This is a genomic window from Acinetobacter sp. GD03645 (assembly GCF_029845285.1).
Lineage (GTDB): Bacteria > Pseudomonadota > Gammaproteobacteria > Pseudomonadales > Moraxellaceae > Acinetobacter > Acinetobacter corruptisaponis.
In genome coordinates, this window is sequence record NZ_JAOCLL010000028.1 from 22550 (window position 1) to 29812 (window position 7263).

Annotated in this window: 7 protein-coding genes; 3 read left to right on the top strand and 4 right to left on the bottom strand. The window is 43.3% G+C overall.

Going from position 1 to position 7263, the window contains the following annotated elements:
* Window positions 1-110: 110 nt before the first annotated feature.
* From N5J47_RS16920 to N5J47_RS16930, 3 genes are all read right to left on the bottom strand, one after another.
* Window positions 111-1535, bottom strand: coding sequence for a hypothetical protein (locus N5J47_RS16920; protein WP_279961158.1), 1425 nt, complete (start codon window positions 1533-1535; stop codon window positions 111-113).
* Between the two features lie 11 nt (window positions 1536-1546).
* The gene (locus N5J47_RS16925) at window positions 1547-1732 is read right to left on the bottom strand and encodes a hypothetical protein (RefSeq protein WP_267981505.1); all 186 of its coding nucleotides are present in this window, start codon (window positions 1730-1732) and stop codon (window positions 1547-1549) included.
* Window positions 1733-2127: 395 nt separating this feature from the next.
* Window positions 2128-2820 (bottom strand): DsbA family oxidoreductase, encoded by a 693-nt coding sequence (locus N5J47_RS16930; RefSeq protein ID WP_279961160.1) that lies wholly within the window; start codon window positions 2818-2820, stop codon window positions 2128-2130.
* Between the two features lie 176 nt (window positions 2821-2996).
* Here N5J47_RS16930 and N5J47_RS16935 point away from each other — a divergent pair, with 176 nt between their 5' ends.
* Together N5J47_RS16935 and N5J47_RS16940 are read left to right on the top strand one after the other, a co-directional pair.
* Window positions 2997-3746, top strand: coding sequence for a hypothetical protein (locus tag N5J47_RS16935; RefSeq protein WP_279961161.1), 750 nt, complete (start codon window positions 2997-2999; stop codon window positions 3744-3746).
* A 64-nt stretch (window positions 3747-3810) separates the two neighbouring features.
* Entirely contained in the window at window positions 3811-5616 is a 1806-nt protein-coding gene (locus tag N5J47_RS16940; protein WP_279961162.1) for an ABC transporter ATP-binding protein, read from the top strand.
* A 42-nt stretch (window positions 5617-5658) separates the two neighbouring features.
* On the opposite strand, the gene N5J47_RS16945 is transcribed toward N5J47_RS16940, so the two are convergent.
* Window positions 5659-6357, bottom strand: a complete 699-nt coding sequence (locus N5J47_RS16945) for a hypothetical protein (protein WP_279961163.1) — start codon at window positions 6355-6357, stop codon at window positions 5659-5661.
* Between the two features lie 304 nt (window positions 6358-6661).
* On the opposite strand from N5J47_RS16945, the gene N5J47_RS16950 reads away from it, so the two are divergent.
* Window positions 6662-7171, top strand: coding sequence for a hypothetical protein (locus N5J47_RS16950; protein WP_279961164.1), 510 nt, complete (start codon window positions 6662-6664; stop codon window positions 7169-7171).
* The last annotated feature ends 92 nt before the right edge of the window (window positions 7172-7263 follow it).

Genomic DNA, 7263 nt, shown 5'->3' on the forward strand with positions numbered 1-7263 from the left:
AGATCAATCAGTGGAAAATAATGGCTTGCAATAAAAATCCATCATTTCTAACCACAACTGGAATGTTGCAGGGAAAATGATGGACTGAGGGGGTAAAATTTAGGATGGTTTTAAGATGATTCTGAGGCCGCACTGCTTTCCAGTGCCTGATAAAGGTCATGTACAGAAATGGGTTGTGGCAGGCGGCTAATTACCTGACGGATCAGTTGCCAGGTATATCCCTCGGCACGGTCCAGCAATAGGTATGGATAGGCCTGGTCTTCACTTGACAGTCTAACGCGTTCCGAACCGTGAATGATACGGATTTTCTGGCGTTCCCTTAACAGGATAACAGGGGTCAGGAACGTTGCCGCAGTTTCCTCGAATGGAATGAATTTCTGGGTATTGATAAATGATACAGGGATATAAGGATATACCCGCTGGTCGCGCTGCCAGACCAAGGTGCCATTCATGACACATTCATTAAACAGGGTTTCATGCTGGTGGTAATGCTGCTTGAAATTTATCCAGCTGGTCTGGTGGATCGAGCTGGTTCTGGTGTGACGCTGGTCGGTATAGGCCTGTAGGATGGTGGTCGCATATTCAATGTTGTGTGTACCCACGAGCACCACATAATGCGAGAACTGGCCCTGTGCGTACAACTGCTCTGCAATAAAAACCTGTGCAGATTCCCAGATTGGTTGTGCGTCATTCTCTGCCTTGAGATAGAGCCAGTCAATTTTAATGTTCTGGTCAATGTCATTGTGCAGATCAACACGGTAAAGCGAAGGGAATGTACGTGCGTCAACACGTTCCAGGCGGCACAGCAGACCATCCAGATTGAAGTCTTTCAGTGCGATCGGCTTGGCCTTGTTCAGGTTCGCTGTAGGGCGCACATTCTGTTTAAAGCTTGATTTGGCCCGCGTGGTGGTCGCTGTGGATGCAACAGGCTGGATTTTTTCCTGAATAATCGCTTCCAACTGTGACTGAAAGTTTTCGGTTTCTTCTCTCATTATCGATAGTGCATCCTTATGGGCTGCCTGATCTGAAAGGGCATCTGTTGAATTCTGATGTATGGGTTCCAGAACAGGGATGAGGTGTTCAAGCTCATCATCTGTTTTTACATAGTCGCTGGCATGGCGCTGTAGCCATTTTAACGCATCCTGGGATGAGTTCATCCACGGGCTTTTAAGGAAAGACAGGGCTGGGCGAATCACCCAGACTTGCCAGTGCTGTGCCTGACGTAAGGCGGCCCAGCCCATGTCCCCAGAAGCGAATAGGGCATTCTCGACGCGCCCCATAAAGTTAAAGGTGCCACGATAGGTCATGGCGTAGCCATAATCTGCGAGTTCTTCTGCGGAAAACTCTTCGTTCTGGATAAATTGTTTAAACGGAATCAACTGGTCCTGAAAGGCAGGATCGTTACAAGATGCACAAATGTCTTTAATACGTTGTTTTGATTTTGCAATTTCAAAAAGCGAAGTTTTATTGTCATTGAGCCCATCAATGAGAGTTTTGAGCTCATCAACCAAAAGAGCTTTCTCTAATACGTCCATCGATAGTTTCCTTAGAGATAGGCTTGAGCCTGTTTTAAATAGTGAAGCAGTACAATATTGACAGCAATCTCTAACAGTTTGTATTCAGTTGTAGTCGTTGAAGTATGCTGTTTCGCCCACGTTACAAGCTGTTCAATGCATATTTGTTCTGGTTGGGTCTGACCGTTAATGAGGGCTTGTAACGCTTGCATTTCCATAACAAAAGAATGTCACTTTATGACGATTATAGAAGAAAACAATGCAAAATCTATAGTCTATAAGTTAGTAAAAAATCTCATTTAGCTATTCCAAATAGAGAAATTGTTCATGGTTTAGCTTTGAAAATAAAAACATTTTAAAAGTATGCATCGGTTAATTAGATCACAAAACTAAATTGTATCTGTAAATTTATGGCTGAGTTGTGACCAGCCGCACATATCTGCTGGTGAAAAGCCCAGCAAACAGGAGCGCTTAAAAAATGACGGAATGATGACCCTAGATAAAAGGTGGTTTTTTTATGATAAAAGGTTGATATAAAAAGAGATTATACAGGTCTGTATATGAATGGGTAAGCTTCGGCCTGACGTTGAAGCTTACCCAATGACCAGCATTATTAAGGTTTGATTTCGCAACTTTCATCATTACATTGCGCAGCATCATCCTGCTCAATTTCTGTTATTGCTGACTGGGCCTGTTGCAGCGCCTGCAAGAAAATCTCACGTGGTTGTGCGCCAGAAAGTGCGAGTTTCTGGTCAAACACGAAAAACGGCACTCCTGTGATGTTGAGCTGTTCGCGGGCAATTTTTTCATCGTGACGAACAAAATCGGTCAGTTCATCTGAATCAAGCACATACTCGACTTCGGCATTGTCCAAACCAATCCGTGAGGCAATTTCCTCAACCACCTCACGCTCACCAATCGCCAGGCCCTCAGTCATATAGGCATGGAAAAAGGCCTCTTCTGCCTCATTGCCTAGACCCTTGCTCTGTGCCAGATGGATGATGCGGTGGGCATTGAAGCTGTTGCCTGAGTTGGCTTTCTGCCATTGAAAATCAATGCCCTCAGTAGCCGCCATTGCAGCTACATTACGTTCCATCTCCTCCATTTCGGCATAGCTTCGACCATATTTCCTGGCTAGGCGCTCAGTATTGGAACCCTCATGTTTTGCAGGCGCGTTTGGGTCAAGCTCATAGCTATGCCAATGCACCTCCAGTTCAATGCCCGCCTCTGCCGCCACATGCTCAAGACGTTTTTTACCGATATAACAAAAAGGGCAGACCACATCTGACCAAATATCCACACGCATGGCATATCTCTTCAATTTCAGTTAAACAGATAATAGGGGCGAAGCCACTGAATTTAAAGCGATGAAAATGTAATGCTCCGTTACGAGAATTGAAATAAAAAATGATAAAACAGAGGCCTGTTATTGATTAGACTGGTTTTTACAACATAAAAAATATAATTAAATCTGGAGGCGATATGCGCCGTTTTTTATTCTTTCTTGCGCTTGTGGTGATCTGTATCGGTTCTTTTTTCCTGTATCAACATCGTCTGCAACAACATGCGGCCAACAGCCAGCAAATGTTTGAGGTGGTGATGGCGGAGAAAATGCGTGAGCTCTATGATCAGGCGCAAGATTGGTCAACTCCTGTAAAGCTGGATGTGCATGATCCGCGTTTGTCGGGTGATCACAAGGTGATGTCTGAGTTCCTGCTCACCTACTGGATGCAAAACATTGAGGCGCGTAACCATTATTTACGGCAACTGAAAGAAGTGCACTGGGACACGTTTTTAGATGTGGAACGTTTGGATCAGGATCGCCAGCGGAATTATAGGGAAACAGAACAAATGCTGGCTGATGTGAATAAAATCTCAGCTGAATATGAACAGGAACGGCAGCATATCCAGTTACGCGCACTTGAGCAGGCAAAAAGTCTTGCGATCCACCATGACATGAGAAAGTCACTGCAAGAAAAACTGGAGAACAACCTGAAAGCGGATAAGGCCCATGACATTTTTCCGATTGAGCAGCAGATCATTAGCAAGGCACAGGCCATGTTTGATATGCTGAGAAACAGCCAGTGGCAGCGCAAAGATAAAACCATTCTTTTTCATGAGACCTCTCAGGTAAAAAGGTTTAATACGCTTTATCAGGAAGTTCTCAAGCTGAACAGCAAGATGGAAAAGATCAAGAAGAATAATGCCGAGGTGTTGGAAGAGGAACTGTAAGGCAACTGCAAATTATTATAAGGAAGCTCTAAATCGACCCATTTGAAATGAAGAATTTTAAGATATGAATTTATTAGAACTGTTTTATAAGGTGAGACCTTTTGTATTGCCTTATAAGTTACTGGTTGTGGTGACGCTGGTATTGACCTTAATCGGTGCCTTAACTGCACAGGTGAATGCGTTGACTTTGCAGTATGCGGTCGACCGCATCAATGCCGTGGTTGAATCGGGACAGGGCTTGAATGCAGGTGGGCATATTCTGGTCACCATCAGTGTGATTTTATTGTCCAAGGAAGTGATCAATATCTTTATCCAGTTTGGACAGAAATTTTTTGGGGAGAAGTTAAGGATTTTGGTTGCACAGGATGTGGCGCAGGCCATCATCGTCAAATTCCTGCAATATCGGCTGGCTTTCTTTACCCAGGATGACAATCAGGCGGGAAAATTGCAAACCCGTATCGATCGTGGTATTGGCTCCATTACCCGACTGGTTCAGATCTTCTTTATTGATATTTTTCCATTGTTTAGCAGTGCCATTATTGCGCTGTGCCTGATGTTCTATGCCAATGTCTGGATTGGTTTGGTGGCGCTGTGCATTGTGCCGATTTATTTCTGGATTACCTTTAAGCAGGCGCAGAAACTGGGTGGAACACGGCGCAATTTACGTGATGGTCGCGAGCGTAAAAGTCAGGGTATTTTAAGTATTATTAATTCCATTACCGTGATTAAATCTTTTAACCGTGAAAAAATCGAGGCGGAGAAACAGCTCAGCCTACAAAAACAGCTTACTGACAACCAGATGCATACCCGTCAGCTCAGCTTTCTGTTTGATGGACTAAAAACCTTTATTGAGCAGATTGGTGTGGTGTTTATCATCATCCTGACAGCTTATTTTGTGCTGGTCGGTGATATGAGCATAGGCATGATCATGTTTCATATCCTGCTGTTTAATAACGTGTCTGCACCCATCCGTTCATTGCACCGCATCTATGATGAAGTAAATGACGCGATGATTTATGCGGAAAGCTTCTTCAAGATACTGGAAGCCGATGATGAAATTGAAACCTCTGGAAAGCTCAAACCAAAGCCACTGACAGGCAGGTTTGAACTGAAACAGGTGAATTTTTACTATCCCAATGGCTTTCATGCACTGAAAGATATTAACCTGACCATACAGCCGAACAAGATCACTGCATTGGTGGGCTTGTCGGGAGCGGGTAAATCTACCCTGATCAGTTTATTGGATAAATTCTATTTACCGCAGTCGGGAGAAATCCTGCTCAACGGCACGCCATTAAACCAAATCGACACCCAGTATTTGCGCGACCATATTGGTCTGGTGCTGCAAAAGAACCATATCTTTCAGGGCACCATTGAGGAAAATATCCGCTATGGCAAGATGGATGCAACACAGGACGAAATTATCCTTGCCGCTCAAAAAGCCTCCATCCATGAGCAGATTTTGAAGTTGCCACAGGCTTATCAGTCCAATGCCCTATTACTTTCGGGAGGGCAGCAGCAACGTATAGCCATTGCACGGATGTTCCTGAAAAATCCGCCAATTATTTTTCTGGATGAACCCACTGCAAGCCTTGATGCGATTGCAACCGAACAGATCAAGCATAGTCTGGATGAGATCAAGCAGGGTCGTACCGTGATCATTATCTCGCATAGCCTTTCTCAGATTATTGATGCCGATTACACCTATGTGATGCAGGACGGCATGATTGTGGAGCATGGTGAACACCACCAGCTTTACCAGCAACAGGGCGTGTATAAAAATATCTTTGATGCGATGGCAAAGAGCCTCAATATTGAGAAAATTTCCAAGACCTTTGAGGGCGATGATGAGGAGGAAACGCACAGTTAGCCATGTTCATCATCCTGTTGGAAAAGTCTTTATATTTTTGGATTAATCAAAAATCTTATCCGCGGCCTGGAATGGCAAGCTCACCACATCAATCGCCACTGCAAATGGCAGCAGAACCAATTTTTCGAAAGGATTCATGCCTGATTTGGATGTATAGCTTTCCTCTTTCTGGGTATAAATAGTGACCTGATAAGGCTTGCTTAAGGCTTTTAATGAGGTCAGGTTGTTTGCGGCAGGGTAGACCACACCCGCCAGCTTAACATCAAAGCAGAAGCGTTGCGCCTGCATCCGTTCATCACTGGAGGAAGAACATTCCTTGGCGCCATTTTCAATAAAAAACTCCAGGTCTTTTTTACTTAAATCCTCTTTAAGCTTTACATAGGAAAGTGGCAAGGTGCCCGAAAAATTTCCATCGTTCTTTTCAGAATAAAAGTTTAGGTCTCGTGTGATCTGAATATTTTTAGGGTCAAGCTTGCTAATCAAGGTTACAAACTGGGAGCCACCCTGCGTGAGGATATAGCTATTCTTTTGTCCTGCAATCACGATGCTGTCTCTAGGTAAATTCAGGACCGTTTGTGCAGGCCGTCCGAAAGCAACCACATTGTCTTCAACCAAAGTGACTCTGGTGGTTCGATTATAGGTTTTACCATCTTTGGTGATCAGGGTTTTGGTGGCACAGCCTGTTAAAAATGTGGCAATGATTGCCACACCAAGTGTTGCCTTGCTTAGGGTTGAAGACATCCATTTACTCCTAATATTTTGAATTCTAAATTAAAATAATGATTGATATTGATATAATCCTGAGGGAACGATAATAAAAAATCTCTGTATAAGCGAGGGTTTTATCGATCAAATATGACCATATTTACAAAGATTAAACATGACCACTCTCAAACATGGATTTTATCTTTGGTTCAAATTTTAAATCACGGTGACCGTTTATCTGAGCCATACTGAATCGAACAGCACTTTGTTGTAGCCTATTCATAGATGCTTTTATTTAACTCACTGTTTTCTTATGGATGAGAGATATTTGGAGCAAGCGATGAACTTTCTAAAACGATCTGTCTTTCTTTCCCTATTTGCTTTTATGGCGTTACCAACCGTGCAGGCAGAAGAGGTGACCACATTGCCAACAATTCGTGTTATGGCTGAATCTGAGTTGCGTGAAGAAGTGGGACCTGTTCCATTTCAGGAAGACATTAAAGTGCGTCAGGCGTTACAACACCGTATATATAAGACCCATAGTGATATGCAGAATGAGCCAATAAAGGAAAGCACAGTTACAGTCGATTATCAGCCGAAAATAGCAGAACCAGATACCTCTCAACTTTCACCTGCGTTACAACAGTATATTCTAGCCGTCGCTATGGGCTTGCAGTCACCTGATCCCACCGACGGAGTTTTTAAAATGTTGGAACCTATGAATATTAACCGTAATAATGTGGATGGTATTCGTGATGGAACGATTAAAGTGAATGTTGAGGATATTTTAAGGTTACAGCAGCAAATTAGGGATGGGTTAAAAAGTCAAAATCAATTTCTTATGCGCTAAAATTTGGATTGCATCTGAAATAAAAAATCCCCGCTTTATGATCTGACCCCAATAAGTTGGACAGTTTGATTAAGTGGTTTTTAAGGACTGAG

What these genes read in the sequence shown, in the direction of transcription:
- N5J47_RS16920 (WP_279961158.1), bottom strand. Translation starts at nt 1,535, where the DNA reads ATGGACGTATTAGAGAAAGCTCTTTTGGTTGATGAGCTCAAAACTCTC.
- N5J47_RS16935 (WP_279961161.1), top strand. Translation starts at nt 2,997, where the DNA reads ATGCGCCGTTTTTTATTCTTTCTTGCGCTTGTGGTGATCTGTATCGGT.
- N5J47_RS16930 (WP_279961160.1), bottom strand. Translation starts at nt 2,820, where the DNA reads ATGCGTGTGGATATTTGGTCAGATGTGGTCTGCCCTTTTTGTTATATC.
- N5J47_RS16925 (WP_267981505.1), bottom strand. Translation starts at nt 1,732, where the DNA reads ATGGAAATGCAAGCGTTACAAGCCCTCATTAACGGTCAGACCCAACCA.
- N5J47_RS16940 (WP_279961162.1), top strand. Translation starts at nt 3,811, where the DNA reads ATGAATTTATTAGAACTGTTTTATAAGGTGAGACCTTTTGTATTGCCT.
- N5J47_RS16945 (WP_279961163.1), bottom strand. Translation starts at nt 6,357, where the DNA reads ATGTCTTCAACCCTAAGCAAGGCAACACTTGGTGTGGCAATCATTGCC.
- N5J47_RS16950 (WP_279961164.1), top strand. Translation starts at nt 6,662, where the DNA reads ATGAACTTTCTAAAACGATCTGTCTTTCTTTCCCTATTTGCTTTTATG.